This is a genomic window from Micromonospora zhanjiangensis, assembly GCF_042650605.1.
GTDB lineage: Bacteria > Actinomycetota > Actinomycetes > Mycobacteriales > Micromonosporaceae > Micromonospora_J > Micromonospora_J zhanjiangensis.
On the sequence record NZ_JBHSBN010000023.1, the window covers coordinates 38,161 to 58,563 of the forward strand.

Below are 20,403 nucleotides of genomic sequence, written 5' to 3' on the forward strand. Positions count from 1 at the left end.
GTCAGCGGACCGCGACGACCGGGTACGCCAGCGGGTGGACGTCGCGCCGGTCGTCGGCGTAGGCGTCGGTGGGGATGCCGTCCCACTGGGTGTGCGCGGTGGTGAGGAAGTAGCGTTGCCCGGGATCCCAGGTGTGTCCGGTGGCCCGGCGGTGGTAGACGTAGCCGAGCGGATGGGTGCGGTAGATCCGGGCACCGGCCCGGCGCAGCCGCTGGATGAGGCCCAGGTCGACCGAGCGGGGCACGGGCCGCCACCCGCCGACGGCCTCCAGGTCACCCCGGGCGATGAGCATGGTGCCGCCGGCGACCAGGTCCCCGTCGTACTCGGCCCGGCCCGACGGCCGGCGCACGGTGATGTTCAGGTCTTCCAGGTGGACGAACTCGGCGCCCTTGCCGACCAGGGTGGCGCCGCTGTAATGCCGGGCCAGCACCAGGTCCCACACGTGGTCGACGCCGTAGGAGTCGTCGTCGTCGACCTTGGTCACCAGGCTCCCCCGGGCCCGCCCGGTGGCCACGCCCAGGGCCGCGCCGAAACCCGTCGACGCCGGCACCGGCACCACCTCGAACGGCCGTCCACTGTCGACCAGCAGGGCGCGCACCGGGTCGGGCAGGTCGCAGCCGTGCAACCCGAGCACGATCTCCAGCTCCGGATACGACTGTCCGAGCAGCACCGGCAGGATGCTGGTCAGCAGGTCCGGGCGGCGGGTGGTCAGCACGACGCTCACCGACGGTGGGCCCGCCGCCCCGAACGCGGCCGCGGTCAGGTCGGGCAGGGCGAACCCGGTGGCGTGGCCACGCATCGCGGCCCGCCGCTGCCGCACGCTCCGGGCCTCCAGGGCGAGCGGGTCCGTCCCGACCGTCGGCGCGGTCACCGACCGGGCCAGGTCGGGGGCGAGCAGGTCGGCCACCGCCGCCGGCAGGTCGGGCGCGTGCAGCACCGCGCCGGTCATCGCCACCTGCGCCAGCAACGCCGCCGCCCCCACCGGGTCACCGTCCGGGACCGGGCCGCACTCCACCACGCCCACCTGCCGCAACGACGCCAGGTCCGCGGCTTCCAGACCCGTACCGGTGAGGGGTCGGAAGGTCGACCCGCCGCGACCGCCGAATCCCCACCGCCGGTCCCGGCCGGCGCCGCCGAACTCCAGCCGCGCCCGCGGCGCGTCCGGCAGGTACGAGTCCTCGCGCCGGCCGTACGGGTTGATCCGCCGCGCGTCGACCAGCACCGCTGGGCGTCCCCCGACGGTCACGGCGTGCCGACCGGCCGGCAACGCCACCGCGTACGGGGTCTGGGCCGGCTCGCCCGGCGACGACCCGCCACCGGTCGACCCGACCGGCCCGGCGTCCGCGGCAGCCGGGTCGAGCAGCACGTCGTGGGCGCGGATGTCCGTACTGGTCGGCAGCTCGCCGGCGGGCACGGTCACCCCCGGCCCGGCGGGCAGGTACGCCGGCAGCCCGCCCACCGCGGTCAGGTCGGCGCTCGCCGGGGCGGGCAGCGGGCGGTTCGGGGCGAGCGCGCCGAGCGCCGCCTCCAGCACGTCCCGCAGCGGCGCCGCCCGGGCCAACCGCAGGTGCACCGACGCGGTCCCCCGCCCGCGCCGGGGCAGCGACACCCGCTGCCCGGTCAGGTGCCCGACCGGGCCGACCCCGCCGGACCAGCCCCGCCACGGTGCCCGCCACACGGCCACCACCACGGCGACGCCGCGCACCGGCCGCAGCGAGCGCGGGTCGGCCTGGGCCTGCCGGATCCGGTCCACGGTGCCGGCCAGCACCAACACCCGACCGGAGCCGGGCATCCGCAGCACCCGCAGACCGGCCAGCCCGCCGACCCGCTCGGGCAACGTCGGCGCGGGCCGTCCGGCCAGCCGCCAACCCATCCGCCCGCCGGCCACCGGCCGGTCGGTCGACGATCCCCCCGTCACGCCCGCCATCTACCGGACCGCTCCGGCCGTCGGTCGCGCGCCGCCGGTCGGCACCCGCCGGCCGGGCGACCGGAGCGTACGCAGCATCCGGCCGCGGGTCTGCCAGCCGGTGTTCAACGCCTCGTACGGCCAGTACGCGCCGACCGCCACCAACCGCTGCTTCACCCCGTCGTTCCCGCCGGGCACCGCGACCCCGGCCAGCGGCCGGTACCGCCGGTACAGGTCACACACCTGGCGGAAGTAGTCGTGCCGGTCCGCCCTGGGCACCCGGCTGTCGTGTCCCAGCACCTGCAACACGTGCCAGATCATCTTCTGGAAGATGCGCGACCGCAGGACGGTGGGCGTCCCCGGGTGAGCGTCGAGGAACTCGAACACCCGCCGCCACTGGTCGAACACCTCGAAGTGTCGCCGGCTCACCGTGAACGTGATGGCCCCCGCCGGCCGCTGCCGGTACGCGTAGCAGTACCGGTCCAACAGGCTGATCCGCTCCGCCGCCAGCAACGCCGGCAGGACGAACGCCACGTCCTCGTACCAGCCCGGGCCGAACACGAAGCCGTGCCGGTTCAGGAACTCCCGCCGGAACACCTTGTTGCACGCGATCCACAGCACGTCCAGCAGACCCGGTTGCTGCGCGAAGGTGAACACCCCCGGCACCACCGCGCCCCGGGTCACGTCACCGACCGTGTAGTGCTTCACCCGGCTGTCCGGGTACACCCGCGCGTAGCCGGTCACCAGCACGTCCGGCGTGGTCTCGCGCAACCGGGTCGCCACCGCCGCCAGCGTGCCGTCCGGCAGCCAGTCGTCGCTGTCCACGCACCACACGTAGTCGCCGGTCGCGCGCGCGATCCCCGCGTTACGGGCGGCGCCCAGACCGGCGTTGGCCGGCAGCGTCACCACGTGCAGCCGGGGGTCCCACCGCGCGTACCGGGCCAGGATGTCCGCGCAGCCGTCGTCGGAGGCGTCGTCCACGGCGATCACCTCGACGTCGGTGAACGACTGGCCCAGCACCGACTCCAGGCACCGCGGCAGGAACTCCTCCACCCGGTACACCGGGATGATCACACTGAGCAGGGTCACGCCGTCAACCTCGCAATCTCGGCCTGCACTCGTCGTGGTACGTGCCCGGAGACCGGAAAATCCGTCACGGTCGCCGACGCGGGTGGCACCCGGGAGTCCTCGGCCACGAACAGTGAGCCTTGACGTCCCGGGCGAATCGGTCCTGAGCGGCGGGCGAACGTCGGGTTACGTAACCAAGACGCTGCGGTACCGGCCGGGGTTGCGGTCCGGGCGGGCGTTCCGGGTCGGAGCCTGGAAACCAGCGGCCCGGCACGCGATCCGGTCCGGCAGCCAGCGGCCCGGGGCGGGATCCGGTCCGGAAACCGGCGGTCGGAGGGCGCGATCCGGTCCGGTAACCGGTTACAGTTCTCGGACCCGGCCCGACCCGCATCAGGAGGTACCCCGGTGACCCGTGCGAACGACCAGCCGCCCGCGGACGCCCGAGCCGACTGGGCGGCCCGCATCGCGCGACGCAGCGACGAGCGGCGCGTCCCGCGTACCCCCGAGCTCCCGCCACCGGCCGGGGTCGAGGCCGTTCCCGGCGTCGGGCACGTCCGGCTGTCCTGGCGGCCGGTGGACGGCGCGGTCGGCTACCTGGTGCACCGGGCCCCGGTCCGGGCCGGCGTCCCGGACGGGGACCTCGTCCCGGTGGACCACCTGGGCGGGGACGTGCTCGCCGTGCCGGACCCCTGGTACGTGGACACCACCGGCGAGCCGGGCCAGCCCTACGCGTACGCGGTCGCCTCGGTGCCCGAGGTCACCGTCACCGGCGTGCTCGGCGAGCCGGTGACCGCGGTCGCCCTGCCGGCGGCCGACGAACCGCCGACGGTGGTGCTGCACGTGGACGCCGCCGCCGACGGCGCCCCGCTGCACCGGCCCTGGCAGCCGATGATCGGCAGCGAGCGGCTGTCCCAACTGTTGTGCCGGGACCTCTCCGGCGGCCGGGAGATCGGCCCGGAACTGCTGGCCGCGCTGCGCCGGGTACGCGACGAGATCGGCGTGCGGACCGTCCGCGCGCACGCGATCCTGCACGACGACCTCGGCGTCTACCGCGAGCTGGACGGCGCACCGGTGTACGACTTCACCGGCGTGGACCGGGTCTACGACCTGATCCTAAAGATCGGGCTGCGACCGGTGGTGGAGATCGGCTTCATGCCGCGCGACCTGGCCCGCGACCCGGACCGGACGGTGTTCGCCTACCGCGGCGTCATCTCCCCGCCGAAGGACTGGCAGCGTTGGGGCGACCTGGTCCACGCCCTGGTCGCCCACCTGCTCGACCGGTACGGGGAGCAGGTCCTGACCTGGGACTTCGAGGTGTGGAACGAGGCCAACCTGGAGGTCTTCTGGAGCGGCACCCGGGACGAGTGGCTGCGCCTGTACGACGTCACCGCCCGCGCGGTCAAGGCGGTCGACGCCCGCATCCCGGTCGGCGGCCCGTCGTCGGCCGCCGCCGGCTGGGTCGACGCGCTGCTGGCCCACGCCGCCGAACACCGCTCGCCGGTCGACTTCGTCTCCACCCACACCTACGGCAGCCCGCCGCTGGACCTGCGGCCCACCCTGGACCGGCTGGGCTTCCCCGACGCCCGGATCCTGTGGACCGAGTGGGGCGTCACCCCCACCCACTTCCACCCGGTCAACGACGGCACCTCGGCCGGCACCTTCCTGCTCAGTGGCATGCGGTCGGCCGCCGGCCGGGTCGACGCGCTGTCCTACTGGGTGGCCAGCGACCACTTCGAGGAACTCGGCCGCCCGCCCAGGCTGCTGCACGGCGGCTTCGGCCTGCTCACCGTCGGCGGGTTGGCCAAGCCCCGCTACCACGCGCTGCGGATGCTCGCCCAACTCGGCGAGGTCGAGCTGCCGGTCCGGGCGTACGGCGACGGCGCCGACGGGCTGGTGCAGACCTGGGCCAGCCGGCGGGCCGACGGCGCCCTGGTCGTCCTGGTCTGGAACTCGACCCTGGACCAGGACAAACGCGACGGCGACCCGGCCCTGGCCCGCCGGATCCGACTCACCGTCGCCGGTGGTGCTGGGCGCACCGTGACCCGCACCCGGCTGGACCGCCGGCACGGCGACGTCACCACCGTCGCCGACCGGCTCGGCGTCGGCGACTGGCCCACCGACGAGCAGTGGCGGGCGCTGCGGGCGGCGGACGCGCTGCCGGTGGAGAAGGTGGAACCGACCACCGAGGACGGTGCCGCCGTGGTCGAGGTGCTGCTGCCCCAGCCTGGGGCGGTACTGATCGAGGTGTCCGGGGCCTGACCCCCCGCCCGCCCGGGCCGGTCAGGTCGGGTCGGGACCGCCCGGCTGCGCGCGTTCCGTGGTCCGCTGCCGCCCCGGCACCGACACCGACACACCGCCGGCCAGCCGGGCGGCCAGCTCGTCGGCCACCTGCTCGGCCAGGGCGGCCGGGATCGCCGCGGCGATGGCGGCCGGGGACAACCCGGCCAGCACCCCGGCGACCAGGGCCGGATCGTCCGGCGGCTGGTCCCCGGCCAGCCGGGCGACCTGGGCCGCCACCCGGGGGAACGCCTGCGCCATCGCCAGCACCAGCTGCGCGGGTGAGCCGGGCTGCGGCGGGTTCACCACCCCCGGTGCGCCGAGGGCGCTCCACTGCCAGTTACGCAGGTTCTGCACGTCGGCCAGGAAGTGCGCGACGGTCCGACCGGTCAGCCCGGTGTCGTAGAGCAGCTTGTCGGTCTGTTGCAGGTCGGCCTCCGGCACCGGCTGGGCCGGCCGGAGCAGGCCGATGTCGGCCAGGTAGCGCCGGTACAGCGGACGCAGGTCGTGCCCGGACGAAGTGGCGTCGCGGAAGTAGCTGAAGTGGGTGGGCAACCCCGGCCGCAGCGTCCCGGCGGTAGGCCGGTCCAACCGGTCCCAGCGCCGCACGGTGCTACCGTCCGGCGAGTAGATGATCTCCCGGATGTCGGCGCTGTCGGGGGTGTCGGCCCGGCACTGGGTCACGCACCAGGTGGAGAAGGTGCGCAGGTTGTGCACCGTGCCGCCGCTGCGGACCTCGAACCACCCGACGTCCAGGGCCGAGGCGTACGGACTCAGGCCGGCCCGGTCGCGGGGCGAGTCGGCCACCGAGTAGTCGTCGGCACCGAGTTCGTCGGCGCCGCGGTGGTAGCCGCCCGGGCCGGCCTCACCGTCGACGATGTCGGCGTCGAGCTGATGGTCCCCGACGCCGCCGGACGGATGCAGATGGTGCAGCAGCAGACTGCGTACGGCCAGCAGGTTGGCCGGCGCCACGGACATGACGTCCCCCCACAGCGGGTCTCGACCAGCGTTTTCCCTGGTGGAGACGTTACAACGGGACACCCGCCGATTACCCGTCGGATGCACCCGGCGCACGATCGCCCACCACGCCACGGAACGGAACGGCACCCGGTCGTCGCGTCGGCTCGCTCACCGGCAGGCGCAGCACCGACGGGTACGCCGGGCCGTGCCTGACCTCCCGGTGCCCGGCGCGCAGGTCGACCGCGCTGCCGAGCGGCTCACCGGTGCCGGGATTGCGGGCGTACCGGGGGTGCGCCCCGCCGCTGACCTGCAACCGCAGCCGGTGCCCGGCGGCGAACCGGTGCGCCACCGGCCACAGCTCGACCGGCACCCGGACCACCCCGTCGGCGTCCGCCGGGAACCGGCCCGGCTCGACCCGGACCAGCCCGTCGCAGACGTTCCACGACCGACCCCGCCGGTCCACGTCGCACAGCCGCAGGAAGACGTCGAAGTACGGCAGGTCGCTGCGCACGTACACCTCGGCCTCGACCGGGCCGACCAGCTCCAGCGGCGCGGTCAGCGGCGCGCCGGTGTAGGTGAGCACGTCCGGCCGGGCCTCCACCGGGCGGTTGTCGACCGGACCGGCCCGCTGCGCCACCAGCAGCGGCCCGCCCAGCGACGGGGTCGGATCGGCCGGGTCGTACCAGAACCGGTCCGCGCCGGACGACGCCACGACACCCGGGCCGAGCCCGCCGCCGACGCGCAGGTGCCAACCGGTACGGGTGGCCGGCGGCGGCCAGTCGGGCAGGTCCCGCCAGCCGCCGCCCACGCCACCGACGTGGATGCGCACGGGCGCGTCCCGTACCCCGGCGCGGTCGCCGGTCAGGTGTGCCCGCAGCCAGCCGAGCCCCTCCCGCACCGCGGCGCCGAACAGGCCGACGCTGCCGTGCGTCCACGGCCCCACCGTCAGGTACGGCCGCCGGCCGGCCGCCCGCAGCGCCGCGTAGTCGGCCAGTTGGGCGGGCAGGAAGATGTCGTGCCAGCCGGTCACCATCGCCACCGGGGCGGACACCTCGGCGAGGCGACCCCGGCGGCGGCACCGCGCCCGAGCGGCCGGGGCCGGCACCGGGCCGGCCGAGGGGCGCCGCGAATCATGGCGGCACACTAACAACACCGGCCCCGGTGGGCCCACCGCCGGACATCGGCGCCGACGGCGGACGCCGGGCCGCCAACCGCCCGGCACACCGACCCGCGACGCCCACGTATGCTTGAACCCCGTCCGGTGGCGGGACGACCCCGCCCGACGGACGACGGTCCGGACCCGACGAACCGGTGCCCCCGCCACGCGCCAGGGAAACCGGACCGATCGGGCTGCCCGCGGCGGCACCGTGCCCACCATCCCGAACAGAATGGACCTTATGCAGACCCGCGCCGATCTCCGTAACGTCGCCATCATCGCGCACGTCGACCACGGCAAGACGACCCTGGTGGACGCCATGTTGCGACAGGGCGCACAGGTCCACGCGCGGGGCGAGATGACCGACCGCGTGATGGACTCGATGGACCTGGAGCGGGAAAAGGGCATCACCATTCTGGCCAAGAACACCGCCATCAGCTACGTACCGGACAGCGGCGACCCGATCACCATCAACATCATCGACACTCCCGGTCACGCCGACTTCGGCGGCGAGGTGGAGCGCGGGCTGACCATGGTCGACGGCGTGGTGCTGCTGGTCGACGCCAGCGAGGGTCCGCTGCCGCAGACCCGGTTCGTGCTGCGCAAGGCGCTGCGCGCCCGGCTGCCGATCATCCTGGTGATCAACAAGGTGGACCGGCCGGACGCCCGGATCAAGGAAGTGGTCGACGACACGTACGAGCTCTTCCTGGACCTGGACGCCGACGAGGAGCAGATCGACTTCCCGATCATCTATGCCTGCGCCCGGGACGGGATCGCCTCGCTGACCATGCCGGCCGACGGCACCGTACCGGCCGACAGCGACAACCTCGAACCGCTGTTCCAAACCCTGCTGACGACCATTCCGGCACCGGCCTTCGAGGAGGGCGCACCACTGCAGGCGCACGTCACCAACCTCGACGCGTCGCCGTTCCTCGGCCGGTTGGCGCTGTGCCGGGTCCGCCAGGGCATCATCCGCAAGGGCGAGACGGTGGCCTGGTGCCGTACCGACGGCAGCAGCCAGCGGGTCCGCATCTCCGAGCTGCTGATGACCGAGGGCCTGGAGCGCAAGCCCGCCGAGCAGGCCGGGCCGGGCGACATCATCGCGGTCGCCGGCATCCCCGAGATCATGATCGGCGAGACGCTGGCCGACGCGGAGAACCCGGTCCCGCTGCCGCTGATCACCGTGGACGAGCCGGCGATCTCGATGACCATCGGCACCAACACCTCGCCGCTGGTCGGCCGGGTCAAGGGCGCCAAGGTCACCGCCCGGATGGTCAAGGACCGGCTGGACAAGGAACTGATCGGCAACGTGTCGCTGCGGGTGCTGCCGACCGAGCGGCCGGACGCCTGGGAGGTGCAGGGCCGGGGCGAGCTGGCGCTGGCCATCCTGGTCGAGCAGATGCGCCGGGAGTCGTACGAGCTGACCGTCGGCAAGCCGCAGGTGGTCACCCGGGAGATCGACGGCAAGATCTGCGAGCCGGTGGAGCGGCTCACCATCGACTCGCCGGAGGAATACCTCGGCGCCATCACCCAACTGCTGGCCACCCGCAAGGGGCGGATGGAACAACTGGTCAACCACGGCACCGGCTGGATCCGGATGGAGTGGCTGGTCCCGGCCCGCGGCCTGATCGGCTTCCGGACCGAGTTCCTCACCGACACCCGCGGCACCGGCATCCTGCACCACGTCTTCGAGTCGTACGAGCCGTGGGTCGGTGAGCTGCGGACCCGCAACAACGGCTCGCTGGTGGCCGACCGCTCCGGTGTGGTCACCCCGTTCGCGATGATGAACCTCCAGGAGCGCGGCACGCTGTTCGTCGAGCCGACCACCGAGGTGTACGAGGGCATGATCGTCGGGGAGAACTCCCGCTCCGACGACATGGACGTCAACATCACCAAGGAGAAGAAGCTCACCAACATGCGCTCGTCCACCAGCGACGAGACCGAGAAGCTGATCCCGCCGCGCAAGTTGTCCCTGGAGCAGGCGCTGGAGTTCTGCCGCGAGGACGAGTGCGTCGAGGTCACCCCGGCCGCGGTACGGCTGCGCAAGGTGGTGCTCGACCAGACCCAGCGGGCCCGCGCCACCGCCCGCCGCAAGCACGCCGCCGGCTGACCGGCCCGGCACCCGACCCGACCCGACCCGGCTTCGCGTTCCGGCCCGACCGCCCCGGCACACCCGGGCCGGCCGGGCCGGTCCGTCCCCGGACGGCGCGACCGGTGATCCGCTACGGTCACCGGCATGACCTGGGCCGACCTCGACGCGCAGCTGTCCACCGTCGCGGGCACCGTCTCGGTGTACGCGGGACGGCTGACCGGACCGCCGGCATACACCCGGGAGGCCGACGCCACCCACTACGCCGCCAGCACGATGAAGGTGGCGGTGCTGACCGCCCTGTACCGAGCGGCCGAGGCCGGCACGCTGGACCTCGACGCGCCGGTGCCGGTGGTCAACGACTTCGCCTCGGCGCGGCCCGACGCCCCCCGGTTCGGCTGCGCGCGGGACTACGACAACGACGGCGCGGTCTGGGACCGACTCGGCGGCCGGGCGTCGCTGCGCTGGCTCGCCCACCGCATGATCGTCCGATCCAGCAACCTGGCCACCAACATCGTGCTCGGGCACCTCGGCACGCCCGCGGTCGCCGAGGTGTGGACGCTGGCCGGGGCCCGGCACAGCGTCACCGGGCGGGGCATCGAGGACTTCGCCGCCCGGGACGCCGGCATCACCAACCTGGTCACCGCCGCCGACCTCGCCGCGCTGCTGGGCGCGATCGCCCGGGGCGCGAGCGAGCCGGGCCCGCTCGCCGCGCCGGCCGGCTGCGCCGCCATGCTGGCCGTGCTGTTCGCCCAGGAACATCACGAGGACCTGGCCGCCGGCCTGCCACCGGGCACCCGGATCGCGCACAAGAACGGCTGGGTGCACGGGATCCGGCACGGCGTCGGCGTGGTCTTCCCCGACGACGCCCCGCCCTACGCCCTCGCCGTCTGCACCACCACCACCACACCCGCCCCCGCCGACCCCCAGAGCACCGACGACGCGGCCCGCCGCCTGCTCGCCCACATCTCCGCCACCACCTGGTCCACCCGCCAAACCCTCACCCCCTGAACCCACGCCCACCTCCGGTTGATCATGAGGTTGTTGTCGCGACACGCCGGCAGGAACGACAACAACTTCATGATCAACGAGGTGGGACGGGGGTGAGGAGGTTGGTTTGGAGGGTGGTCAGGGTGTTTTGGGTTAGGGCTAGGCCGGCCCGCAGGTAACGGTCGAAGGTGCCGTACGACTCGCGGACCTGGGCGTAGGCGGCGTCCAGGTATTCCGGGCGGACCTGCAGGACCGGGCGGACCGACTCGACATCCAGGCCCGGGTTCCGGTCCGCCATCGCCCGCAGGATCACCTCCTGCAGGCTCTCGGTCAGCTCGTTGGTGCGCAGGTAGTCGGCCCGGATCACCGGCTCGGCCACACCCAGGGCGGTCAACAGGATCACCGACAGCCAACCGGTGCGGTCCTTGCCCGCCGTGCAGTGGAACAGCAGCGGCAGGTTCGCCGGCTCGGCGGCCAGCCGTACCGCCGCGGCGAAGCCGGCCCGCGCCGACGGGTCGGTGACGAACCACCGGTAGATGGCCGCCATGGCGGCCGGCGTACCGTCCGCCGCGAGCCCCCGGTAGGCCGCCAGGTCGTGCCCGAGCAGCACCGCCGAGACGTACGTGAAGACCGGGTGGGCCGGGTCGTGCACCGGCAGCCGGACCACCCGGGGCCGGCCGGCCAACCGGTCCGGCGGCGCCACCGCGATCTCCGAGTCGTCCCGCAGGTCCACCACGCAGGCCACGCCCAGCCGGTCCAGCACCGGCAGGTCGGCGTCGGTCAGCCGGCCCAACGCGGCGGTACGGATCAACCGGCCGGGCCGGATCCGCCGCCCGCCGGCACCGACCAGACCACCCAGGTCACGACTGTTCGGCGCGCCCACCAACACCAGTTCCGGCTGCCCCATCCGGCCTCCCCACCGTCGTTCCGCCTGCTCTAGGGTGCCGTACATGACGATCGCCGAGGTACGCACCCACCGGCTGTCCGCCCCGCTGCACACCCCGTTCGTCACCGCGCTGCGTCGCACCAGCACCGTGGAGACGCTGGTGGTGGAGGTGGTCGACACCGACGGGCGGTCCGGCTTCGGCGAGGCACCGCAGGTGTGGCAGGTCACCGGCGCCAACGTCGCCGGCTCCCGCGCCTGCGTCGAGGAACTGCTCGCCCCGCTGCTCGTCGGCCGGGACGCCGACGACCTGGTGGCCCGCTGCGCCGAGGTGGCCGGCGCCGCGGCGGGCAACGAGGCGGCCAAGGCGGCCGTCGACACGGCGCTGCACGACCTGGCCGCCCGGCGGCTCGGCGTACCACTGGTCCGGCTGCTCGGTGGGACGACCCGGCGGGTACCGACGGACGTCACCCTCGCCGCCGGGTCCGCCGACGACCTCGCGGGCGCCGCGAAGCAGCGCGCCGCCGAGGGCTTCGACGTGCTCAAGCTCAAGGTCGGCGCCGATCCGGGCGGCGACCTGGCCCGGGTCGGCGCGGTCCGCTCCGCCGTCGGACCGGGCACCCGGATCCGGCTGGACGCCAACCAGGGCTGGACGCCGCGGCAGGCGGTCCGGATCATCCGCGGCATCGAGGACGCCGGCCTGGACGTCGAACTGGTCGAGCAACCGGTGGACCGCCGGGACCTGGCCGGTCTGGCCTGGGTCAGCGACCGGGTCGACGTGCCGATCCTGGCCGACGAGTCGGTCTTCGGCGTACGGGACCTGGTCGAGGTGATCCACCGCCGGGCCGCCGACATGGTCAACGTCAAGCTGGCTAAGTGCGGCGGCCTCGGCCCGGCCCGCACCCTGCTGGACCTGGCCGCGGCGCACGGCATGGGCACCATCGTCGGCTCGATGATGGAGAGCCAGGTCGGCCTCGGTGCCGCGGCCAGCCTGGTCGCCGCCTACCGCACCACCGCCGTCTCCGACCTGGACGCCGCCTGGTGGCTGGCCACCTCACCGGTCCAGGGCGGCATCCGGTACGACGGCGCGACGGTCGTGCTGCCGGACGAACCGGGCCTCGGGATCACCGGAATCGCCTGAAAATTACCTACGCAATGCCGTTGCCCGGCTGACGGTTACCTTCGTAGGGTCGACAGTGGCAGGCCATCGGAAGGGCGTACGGGGATGACCATTCAGACGGATCAACAGGCGGTCGTCCGGGTCGCCGTCGCCACCCTGTGGGCCGACCCCGACGCGGTACGCCCCATCGACGCCCCCGCCCTGGCCCCCGGCACCGACCTGGCCGCCTGGGTGGCCGGCATGACCGGCGACCAACAACTCGGCGACTGCGTGCTGAGCCAACTCCTGCTCGGCGAACGGGTACACGTCGACCGGATCCGGGACGGCTGGGCCCGGGTCGTCGCCGTCGAACAGCCCGCCGCCCGGCTCGACGCCCGCGGCTACCCCGGCTGGGTACCCGTCGACCAGCTCGCACCGGCCGAGCCGCCCTCCTCGGACGAACCGTTCGTGGTCGACGCCGAAACCACCACCCTGCACGCCGCCCCCGGCGGCGAACCGGTGCTGCGCGGCGTCGTCCTCGGCACCCGACTCACCCCTGCCGGACCGGCGCACGGCGGGTGGCGCCCCGTCCTGACCCCGGGCCGCGCCGACCCGCTGTGGATCCGCGACACCGACCTCGCTCCCGCGCCGACCGGCACACCCGCCGCCGTCGACATGCTCGCCGTGGCGAGCCGGTTGCGCGACGTCGTCTACGTCTGGGGCGGCGTCTCCAGCTACGGCATCGACTGCTCCGGCCTGGTCCACCTGGCCTGGCGCCGGCTCGGCGTACGGCTGCCCCGCGACGCGTCCGACCAGGCCGACGCCACCACACCCGTCCCGTTCGGCGACGAACGCCCCGGCGACCTCTACTTCTTCGCCCGGGACGGGCGCCCGATCCACCACATCGGCATCGTCACGGCCGCACCCGACCCGGACGGCACCCGCCGGATGCTGCACGCCTGCTACAACCACCGCCGGGTCGTCGAGGAGCCGATGCCCCCGGACCGCACCGCCACCCTGGTCGCCGCCCACCGCGTCTGACCCGCACCCGCATCCACCCGACCGCGACGAACGGTCGGGTGGGCCGCCGTGAGCGGTCAGACCTGGGTCGCGGGCACCTTCCGGCCGGCCCGCCGCCGGTCCCGGGCCAGCTTGATCAGGCTGGCCGCCGTCGCCACGGCCAGCGAGGAGAGGATGACCAGCAGCGACAGCCAGATCGGGATGTGCGGTGCCCAGGCCACCGGGTCGCCGCCGTTGACGAACGGCAGCGTGTTGTCGGCCAGCGCCTCCAGCACCAGCTTGACGCCGATGAAGGCGAGCACGAACGCGAGGCCGATGTTGAGATAGACCAGCCGGTCCAACAGGCCACCGAGCAGGAAGTAGAGCTGCCGCAGCCCCATCAGGGCGAACACGTTGGCGGTGAACACCAGGTACGGCTCCTGGGTGATCCCGAAGATCGCCGGGATCGAGTCCAGCGCGAAGATCAGGTCGGTGGTGCCGATGGCGATCATCACGATCAGCATCGGGGTGAACCGCCGCCTGCCGCCGTCCTGACGGGTGGTCAGCCGGGCGCCGTCGAAGCCCTTGGACAACGGCAGTGCCCGCCGGCTCCAGCGGATCAGGACGTTCTCCTTGAACTCGCCCTCGTCCGGCTCCCCCTCCCGGAAGAAGTTGATCGCCGTGTAGATCAGGAACGCGCCGAAGATGTAGAAGACCCAGGAGAACTGGGCGATCAGCGCCGCGCCGGCGGCGATGAAACCGCCGCGCATCAGCAGGGACAGCACGATGCCGACCAGCAACACCTTCTGCTGGTACGGCCGCGGCACCGCGAACCGAGCCATGATGATCACGAAGACGAAGAGATTGTCCACAGAGAGGCTGTACTCGGTGAGCCACCCCGTGTAGAACTCGATGGCCGGGGTCGCCCCGGCCGTCAGCCACAGACCGACCCCGAAGAGCAGGGCCAGCCCGACGTAGAAGGCCACCCACATGGTGGACTCGCGGATGGTGGGCTCGTGCGGCCGTCGGCCGATGATGAACAGATCGACGAGCAGGATCGCCGTCAACACGACGAGGGTTCCCACCCACACCCAGGCAGACACGTTCAAGTCAATCCTCCGGCAGGCACGCGGCACAACCGGGACGGCACACGCTCGCGGAGCGGGCCGGCCAGGCGGTACCGACACGGGTGTCTGTCGGAGGTCTCTCCCGCCGAACCTCCGGTGGGCGGACCCGCCGAACGTCGACCGCCGGCGCCGGGTCGAAGCCGGCGGACCGGCTGACGACCGTGTTGACGACACCGTCGCGAGGGAATACTCCCCTCCTCGTTGGTCATTCTTCACCATCGACGCCCGTCGGCGCACCCTGGGAGTGCCTATTGATAACCAAGAACACTCCCCCTACGGCTTCCTAGGAGGCTAGCCTTCGGGTCCGGCGCGCGCCCGGATGGCCCGTCGTGCGAGGCTTGGCGGATGGTGTTGGAAGTCGCGTTGATCGAGGTGTCACCGGGCCGCGAGGACGAGTTCGCCGCCGCGTACGCGAAGGGGCGTCCGGTGCTCGCCGGCACCCCCGGGTGCCGCTCGGTCCGGATGACCCGCGGGATCGAGTCGCCCCAGCGGTTCGTGCTGCTGGTGGAGTGGGACTCGGTGCAGGCACACGAGCAGAATTTCCGGGCCACCGAGCGGTTCGCCACCTGGCGGTCGCTGATCGGCCCGTACTTCGCCGCGCCCCCGGTGGTCGAGCACTTCCAGGACGTACCGGCCTGACCCCCGGCGGTCAGCCCGTGGTTCCGGCCCGGTGTCAGGCCCGAACGATCACCGGGCGGCGCCCGGCGCGGTGCGGGCCGGGACTCAGTCGGCGGGCTCGAACCGGGCCCGCGTGCCGACCGGGGTGAAGCCGAGCCGCCGGTACAGTTCGCCGGCCGGGTTGTCCACGTTGACGTCCAGCAGCACCGCGTCGCCGCCGCCGGCCCGCATCCGGCGCAGCGCCTCGGTCACCAGGGCCGCGCCGAGGCGGCGACCGCGCTGGTCGGGCCGCACCCCGACCTGCACCACCCAGCCCTCGGCGCAGGTGATGAAGCCGACGTCCCCGAGGCCGGGCCGGCTGGCCAGCAACGACCAGCCGGGTCGGAACTCGTCGTCGCCGGCGGTCCAGTCCACCCACCGCGGCAGCGGCCAGCCGGGAAAGCCCGGCCGGTCCCGGAACGCGGCGGTGTAGACCGCGAAGAACCGGGCCGCCGCCTGGGCCGACCAGGTGTCGATCCGCACGTCGGCCGGCAGCGGTGCGGCCGGTAGCGGCGTCCGGGCCAGGTCGAACCGCAGCACGTCCTCGGCGAACACCCGGCGCAGGCCACGGCCGGCGAACAGGTCGGCGGCCGGGCCGGTCAGGGCCTCCGTCTCCACCGTCACCGTGTCGGCCAACGCCGCGGCGCGGGCCAGCCCGTGGTCCAGCAGCGCGGCGCCGATGCCGCGGCCTCGATGGTCCGGATCGACCAGCCCGGTCAGCACCGCCCGGTGTGCCCCGTCGGCCGCCTGTTCGACCCGGACCGCTCCCGCCGCCAGCAGCTCACCCGGGTCGGCGGCGAGGCCCCAGGCCGCGCCGCCGGGCGCCGCGAACCGGCGGCCGAGGAACGACTCCCCGGCGGCCAGCGGCAGCCCGCCGTCGTGGGCCAGGCAACGCGCGGCGAGCGCGGCCACCCGGGACAGGTCGGATCGGGTCAAGGCCCGCCAGGCCGGTTCACTGGTCACGGCCCGGAATCGTAGCCACCACCGCTGATCGAGCCCACCGGATAACCCCGCCGCCCGGCGCGCCTGGTCCGGTCCCGCGCCAGCTCGGTCCGCCGGGTCAGCGGACGCCGGCCGCGTCCATCCCGCGTAGCTCCTTCTTGAGTTCGGCGACCTCGTCACGGATCCGGGCGGCCAGTTCGAACTGCAGCTCCCGCGCGGCGGCGAGCATCTGGTCGTTGAGGTCCTGGATGAGCTGCGCGAGGTCGGCGCGGGCCATCCCCTCCCGGGACGGGGTGGCCGCCGCGGACCGGCTCCGGCTGCGGGTCTCCTTGACCGGCGCCTTGCCCCGGGACAGCTGCCGGGCCGCGCCACCCACCCGGCTCGCCTCGGTGTCCTCCGCCTCCCGGTAGATGTCGTCCAGGATGTCGTGGATCTTCTTCCGCAACGGCTCCGGGCTGATCCCGTGCGCCTCGTTGTGCGCGAGTTGCTTGGCCCGTCGCCGGTTGGTCTCGTCGATCGCCGCGGCCATCGACGGGGTCATCTTGTCGGCGTACATGTGGACCTGGCCCGACACGTTACGGGCGGCCCGGCCGATGGTCTGGATCAGCGAACGACCGCTGCGCAGGAAGCCCTCCTTGTCCGCGTCGAGGATCGCGACCAGGGAAACCTCGGGCAGGTCCAGGCCCTCGCGCAGCAGGTTGATGCCGACCAGCACGTCGTACTCGCCCTTGCGCAGCTCGCGCAGCAACTCGACCCGGCGCAGCGTGTCCACCTCCGAGTGCAGGTAGCGCACCCGGATGCCGTGCTCCAGCAGGTAGTCGGAGAGGTCCTCGGCCATCTTCTTGGTCAGCGTGGTGATCAGCACCCGCTCGTCCCGCTCGGTGCGCAGCCGGATCTCGTGCATCAGGTCGTCGATCTGGCCCTTGGTGGGCTTGACCACCACCTCCGGGTCGATCAGTCCGGTCGGCCGGATGACCTGCTCGACGAACTCGCCGCCGGCCTGACCCAGCTCCCACTCGCCCGGGGTCGCGGACAGGAACACCATCTGGCCGACCCGCTCCAGAAACTCGTCGAACCGCAGCGGCCGGTTGTCGGCCGCGCTGGGCAGCCGGAAGCCGTGCTCGATCAACATCCGCTTGCGGGAGGCGTCGCCCTCGTACATGGCACCGATCTGCGGGACGGTCTGGTGCGACTCGTCGATCACGGTGAGGAAGTCGTCCGGGAAGTAGTCCAGCAGGCAGTGCGGCGGGCTGCCGGGCAGCCGTCCGTCGATGTGCATCGAGTAGTTCTCGATGCCCGAACAGAACCCGACCTGGCGCATCATCTCGACGTCGTACGTGGTGCGCATCCGCAGCCGTTGGGCCTCCAGCAGCTTGCCCTGCCGCTCCAGCTCGGCCAGCCGCTCGGCGAGCTCGGCCTCGATGCCCTGGATGGCCCGCTCCATCCGCTCCGGGCCGGCCGCGTAGTGGGTGGCCGGGAAGATCAGCAGGTGGTCGACCTCCTTCATCACGTCCCCGGTCAACGGATGCAGGTAGTAGAGCTTCTCCACCTCGTCGCCGAAGAACTCGATCCGCAGGGCCAGCTCCTCGTACGCCGGAATGATCTCCAGTGTGTCACCGCGGACCCGGAACGTGCCCCGGGCGAAGGCCATGTCGTTGCGGGTGTACTGGATGTCGACCAGCCGGCGCAGGAGCTTGTCCCGCTCGATCTCCTGCCCCACCTTGATCCGGACCGCCCGGTCGAGGTACTCGTCCGGGGTGCCCAGGCCGTAGATCGCCGAGACGGTGGCCACCACGATCACGTCGCGCCGGGTCAGCAGGGACATGGTCGCCGAGTGCCGCAGCCGCTCGACCTCCTCGTTGATCGAGGAGTCCTTCTCGATGTAGGTGTCGGTCTGCGGGATGTACGCCTCGGGCTGGTAGTAGTCGTAGTAGGAGACGAAGTACTCGACCGCGTTGTGCGGCATGAGGTCGCCGAACTCCTTGGCCAGCTGGGCGGCCAGGGTCTTGTTCGGCGCGATCACCAGCGTCGGCCGCTGCAACCGCTCGACCAGCCAGGCCGTCGTCGCGCTCTTGCCGGTGCCCGTCGCGCCCAGCAGGACCGAATGCCGGTCGCCGCGCCGCACCCGCCGCTCAAGATCCTCGATGGCCGTCGGCTGGTCGCCGGAGGGCTGGTAGTCGCTGACGATCTGGAACCGACCGTCGAGCCGCGGAATGTCGAGCGCCATGCCACCAACCGTACGCCGCGGGTCCGACACTCCAGGCCCACGACGGTGGGTACACGATCGGCTTCGATATTGTCATTGTCTGCTCGGAGCCGACCCGATACCGTCTCCAGAGTAGGCCGCTCGCGGCGGCCGACCGGATCCGCGACCCGGCCGCCTGACTAGGCCGGTCGCCCCGGGCGCAGGGGTTGCAGCCCCAACCTCGGTTGGCGTGCGCACCCGACGCGGTCGCGCTCACGCGCCGACCGGCCGCCGCGAGCGCCCCTGCCACACACCCGACGACCCCCGCCGATCGTGAATCGGGACGGCACGTCACCTTGTGCCCGACCCGCACGTTCAACCCGGCGTGGACCACCACCCGCTCCGACCGGACGGCCGGCGGCCGGCCGCGATGGTCGTACTCGCCTGCCTCGCCCTCGGCTCCGGCGCCGGCCTCGCCGTCGGGCTCGCCGGGCGGCCCACCACGGACGGCCCGGACGAGGGACGCGCGTTGTCCGCCGCCGAGGCCCGCCGGCTGGCCGCGATGCGGGTGACCAACTACCGGGACGGCCGGGCCGGGCTGCGGGCCACGCTGGGACCGCCCGAGGGGCCCACCCGGCTCACCGGTTGGGTGGACTGGAACCGGGCGCTGATCTACCTGTCCGTCACCGGGCCGGGTACCGCGGTCGCGCACGGACTGATCCAGGCGGTGCCGGGCCTGATCGCCAGCCGCCCCGACCCGACGGCCCGTACCGACGCCGGCGACCCCGGTCCGCTGCCCGCCGGTCCGGGGGGCGGCACCGACCGGCCCACGGATGGCCCGGCCGCCGGGCCCGGGACCGAGCCCGCCGTACCCCCGATCGAACCACCGGCCGACGGGTGGCGGATCCGCCGGCCGGACCCCGGCGGGGCCCGGCCGGAACCGATCGACACGCTGGTCGCCCTGCTGTTCGGGGTCGCCACCGACCGGCCGGACCCGGTCGACGGCCTGGCCGACGGGCCGGCCCGCTGGCTCGGCCGCGACCGGGCGGCGGGCACCGCCGTCGACGTACTGCGGGGTCCCGCCGCCGGGCCGACGGCCGGTGGCACGCCCGGTCCGGCGCCGCTCTCGGCGGTGGGCGGCACGGTCCGGTACTGGCTGGACGACGACGCCCGGCTGCACCGGCTGGCCGCCGTCCTGCCCGGCGGACTGCCGCTCGCCGTCGACCTGGACCGCTCGGCCCGGCCCGAACTGATCGCGACGGCCGGCCTGGGTGGTCGCCCGGTCCGCCCCCGGGCGGTGACCAACGCCGAGGCGGACCAACTCGCCGGGCTGCGCCCGACCAACCGGGCCCGCGGCGGCGCCCGGGTGTCGCTGACCGTGCCGACGGTGCCCGCGGCCAACCTGCGCGGCAGCGGCTGGCTGGACTGGCGGACCGGGGTGGCCTATCTGGCCGTCGGTGACCGGGACGACCCGGCGCGGACCCGGCTGCTGCGCGCCGACCGCGCCGGCGTCGCCGACCGTCCGGCGCCCGCGCCGACACCCCCGGCCGGTACGGTCGGCGGCTCGCCCGGCCCGCACTCCCGCACCGGTCCGGCACCCGGTCCCCGGCCGTCGGCGGGGCCGGGGTCAGCCGGCGCCGCGCGGGACGGCGTACCGGCGTCCCCGCCGCTGCCTCCGCCCACCGAGCGGGCCTGGACCTTCACCAGTTGGCAACGGCGGGCCGACGCGCGGGGCGGGCTCGACCTCGACCTGCTGGTCAACGAGGCGCTGTCGTGCGGAGGGCGGGCCGCCGCCGATCCGGTCGAGCTGCGTTCCTCGGCGGTCTGGTTGCGCGGCGACACCATCGCCGGCCGGCCGGTGTCGGTGTTCGAGATGCCCAAGCCGGCCGAGGCCGGCGAGCCGCCGGGACAGGCCCGGCTGCGGTACTGGGTCGACGGCGGGGGGCTGCTGCGGCGGTTGGAGCTGCGCACCCGCATCGGCGCGTTCGCCCAGCTCGACCTGGATCCGGGGCCCGTGCCGTGGATATCGCCGGTGCCGCTGGACTGAGGTCGCGGCAGCCGCCCG

Annotated in this window: 14 protein-coding genes and 1 pseudogene; 7 read left to right on the forward strand and 8 right to left on the reverse strand. The window is 73.7% G+C overall.

The window, feature by feature from the left end:
* Nucleotide 1: 1 nt before the first annotated feature.
* Together ACFOX0_RS25810 and ACFOX0_RS25815 are read right to left on the reverse strand one after the other, a co-directional pair.
* Entirely contained in the window at nucleotides 2–1,918 is a 1,917-nt protein-coding gene (locus ACFOX0_RS25810) for a glycosyltransferase (protein WP_377550588.1), read from the reverse strand.
* Nucleotides 1,919–1,927: 9 nt separating this feature from the next.
* A complete protein-coding gene (locus tag ACFOX0_RS25815; RefSeq protein WP_377550590.1) occupies nucleotides 1,928–2,995 on the reverse strand; it encodes a glycosyltransferase family 2 protein in 1,068 nt (355 codons plus the stop codon).
* A gap of 384 nt (nucleotides 2,996–3,379) precedes the next feature.
* Between ACFOX0_RS25815 and ACFOX0_RS25820 the strand changes: the two genes are divergently transcribed.
* Complete coding sequence (locus ACFOX0_RS25820) at nucleotides 3,380–5,233, forward strand: GH39 family glycosyl hydrolase (protein WP_377550592.1); 1,854 nt, start codon at nucleotides 3,380–3,382, stop codon at nucleotides 5,231–5,233.
* Nucleotides 5,234–5,254: 21 nt separating this feature from the next.
* Here the strand turns inward: ACFOX0_RS25820 and ACFOX0_RS25825 are convergent, their stop codons facing one another.
* Both ACFOX0_RS25825 and ACFOX0_RS25830 read right to left on the reverse strand, forming a co-directional pair.
* Nucleotides 5,255–6,229, reverse strand: a complete 975-nt coding sequence (locus ACFOX0_RS25825) for a hypothetical protein (RefSeq protein WP_377550594.1) — start codon at nucleotides 6,227–6,229, stop codon at nucleotides 5,255–5,257.
* A 70-nt stretch (nucleotides 6,230–6,299) separates the two neighbouring features.
* Nucleotides 6,300–7,274, reverse strand: a pseudogene (locus ACFOX0_RS25830) (CocE/NonD family hydrolase); the annotation flags it as partial.
* Between the two features lie 334 nt (nucleotides 7,275–7,608).
* Between ACFOX0_RS25830 and typA the strand changes: the two are divergent.
* On the forward strand, nucleotides 7,609–9,477 hold the full coding sequence (typA, locus tag ACFOX0_RS25835) for a translational GTPase TypA (protein WP_377550705.1): 1,869 nt from the start codon (nucleotides 7,609–7,611) through the stop codon (nucleotides 9,475–9,477).
* A 126-nt stretch (nucleotides 9,478–9,603) separates the two neighbouring features.
* A complete protein-coding gene (locus ACFOX0_RS25840) occupies nucleotides 9,604–10,467 on the forward strand; it encodes a serine hydrolase (RefSeq protein WP_377550596.1) in 864 nt (287 codons plus the stop codon).
* Nucleotides 10,468–10,540: 73 nt separating this feature from the next.
* Here the strand turns inward: ACFOX0_RS25840 and ACFOX0_RS25845 are convergent, their stop codons facing one another.
* On the reverse strand, nucleotides 10,541–11,353 hold the full coding sequence (locus tag ACFOX0_RS25845) for a tyrosine-protein phosphatase (RefSeq protein ID WP_377550597.1): 813 nt from the start codon (nucleotides 11,351–11,353) through the stop codon (nucleotides 10,541–10,543).
* A gap of 43 nt (nucleotides 11,354–11,396) precedes the next feature.
* Here ACFOX0_RS25845 and ACFOX0_RS25850 point away from each other — a divergent pair, with 43 nt between their 5' ends.
* Both ACFOX0_RS25850 and ACFOX0_RS25855 read left to right on the forward strand, forming a co-directional pair.
* Complete coding sequence (locus ACFOX0_RS25850) at nucleotides 11,397–12,470, forward strand: mandelate racemase/muconate lactonizing enzyme family protein (RefSeq protein WP_377550599.1); 1,074 nt, start codon at nucleotides 11,397–11,399, stop codon at nucleotides 12,468–12,470.
* A gap of 84 nt (nucleotides 12,471–12,554) precedes the next feature.
* Entirely contained in the window at nucleotides 12,555–13,469 is a 915-nt protein-coding gene (locus ACFOX0_RS25855; RefSeq protein WP_377550601.1) for a C40 family peptidase, read from the forward strand.
* Between the two features lie 56 nt (nucleotides 13,470–13,525).
* Here the strand turns inward: ACFOX0_RS25855 and ACFOX0_RS25860 are convergent, their stop codons facing one another.
* Entirely contained in the window at nucleotides 13,526–14,536 is a 1,011-nt protein-coding gene (locus ACFOX0_RS25860) for a TerC family protein (protein ID WP_377550603.1), read from the reverse strand.
* A 363-nt stretch (nucleotides 14,537–14,899) separates the two neighbouring features.
* Here ACFOX0_RS25860 and ACFOX0_RS25865 point away from each other — a divergent pair, with 363 nt between their 5' ends.
* Entirely contained in the window at nucleotides 14,900–15,193 is a 294-nt protein-coding gene (locus tag ACFOX0_RS25865; protein WP_377550605.1) for an antibiotic biosynthesis monooxygenase family protein, read from the forward strand.
* An 84-nt stretch (nucleotides 15,194–15,277) separates the two neighbouring features.
* Here ACFOX0_RS25865 and ACFOX0_RS25870 read toward each other — a convergent pair whose 3' ends face one another.
* On the reverse strand, nucleotides 15,278–16,174 hold the full coding sequence (locus tag ACFOX0_RS25870; RefSeq protein WP_377550607.1) for a GNAT family N-acetyltransferase: 897 nt from the start codon (nucleotides 16,172–16,174) through the stop codon (nucleotides 15,278–15,280).
* A 97-nt stretch (nucleotides 16,175–16,271) separates the two neighbouring features.
* Nucleotides 16,272–18,380 (reverse strand): excinuclease ABC subunit UvrB, encoded by a 2,109-nt coding sequence (uvrB, locus tag ACFOX0_RS25875; protein WP_377550609.1) that lies wholly within the window; start codon nucleotides 18,378–18,380, stop codon nucleotides 16,272–16,274.
* Between the two features lie 343 nt (nucleotides 18,381–18,723).
* On the opposite strand from uvrB, the gene ACFOX0_RS25880 reads away from it, so the two are divergent.
* Nucleotides 18,724–20,385 (forward strand): hypothetical protein, encoded by a 1,662-nt coding sequence (locus ACFOX0_RS25880; protein WP_377550611.1) that lies wholly within the window; start codon nucleotides 18,724–18,726, stop codon nucleotides 20,383–20,385.
* Nucleotides 20,386–20,403: the final 18 nt, after the last annotated feature.

Excerpts from the sequence above, each read along its gene's own strand:
- ACFOX0_RS25825 (WP_377550594.1), bottom strand. The coding sequence starts at position 6,229 with ATGTCCGTGGCGCCGGCCAACCTGCTGGCCGTACGCAGTCTGCTGCTG.
- ACFOX0_RS25855 (WP_377550601.1), top strand. The coding sequence starts at position 12,555 with ATGACCATTCAGACGGATCAACAGGCGGTCGTCCGGGTCGCCGTCGCC.
- ACFOX0_RS25865 (WP_377550605.1), top strand. The coding sequence starts at position 14,900 with ATGGTGTTGGAAGTCGCGTTGATCGAGGTGTCACCGGGCCGCGAGGAC.
- typA (WP_377550705.1), top strand. The coding sequence starts at position 7,609 with ATGCAGACCCGCGCCGATCTCCGTAACGTCGCCATCATCGCGCACGTC.
- ACFOX0_RS25840 (WP_377550596.1), top strand. The coding sequence starts at position 9,604 with ATGACCTGGGCCGACCTCGACGCGCAGCTGTCCACCGTCGCGGGCACC.
- uvrB (WP_377550609.1), bottom strand. The coding sequence starts at position 18,380 with ATGGCGCTCGACATTCCGCGGCTCGACGGTCGGTTCCAGATCGTCAGC.
- ACFOX0_RS25850 (WP_377550599.1), top strand. The coding sequence starts at position 11,397 with ATGACGATCGCCGAGGTACGCACCCACCGGCTGTCCGCCCCGCTGCAC.
- ACFOX0_RS25845 (WP_377550597.1), bottom strand. The coding sequence starts at position 11,353 with ATGGGGCAGCCGGAACTGGTGTTGGTGGGCGCGCCGAACAGTCGTGAC.